Source organism: Stappia sp. BW2 (assembly GCF_008107695.1).
In the GTDB taxonomy this organism is placed as follows: Bacteria; Pseudomonadota; Alphaproteobacteria; order Rhizobiales; family Stappiaceae; genus Roseibium.
In genome coordinates this window covers 1-378 of record NZ_VIRG01000006.1, presented here as the reverse complement: position 1 = coordinate 378, position 378 = coordinate 1, and the positions used below count along the sequence as shown (strand labels likewise).

Below are 378 nucleotides of genomic sequence, written 5' to 3'. Positions count from 1 at the left end.
TATCGACCTGTACGTCGAGAATATCGATATCGTACTCGCCAATACGCACGCGGGTGCCTGCGACAGGGATCTCTTCCAGTGCCTCAAGAATGACGCCATTAACCGTGCGGGCATCATCTTCCGGTAGATGCCAGTTAAAGGCTTTGTTGATTTCCCGCACGTTGGCGGTGCCATCGATAATCACCGAACCGTCGTTTTGCGGCGTGACCTCTTCGGCAAGTGTTGGCGACATCGACGTAGTGAAATCGCCGACAATCTCTTCCAGAATATCTTCAACCGTCACCAGCCCCTGAATGTCTCCATACTCGTTGACGACCAGGCCGACTTTCTTTTTGTTGCGCTGAAACTTTACCAACTGCGTGCTGAGCGGCGTACCTT

1 protein-coding gene is annotated in these 378 nt (G+C 52.6%); it reads right to left on the bottom strand.

Features of this window, described 5'->3' with window-relative positions; translation table 11 throughout:
• On the bottom strand, nt 1–378 hold a 378-nt coding region (locus tag FMN63_RS00030; protein WP_286192507.1), incomplete at both ends, for a transporter associated domain-containing protein.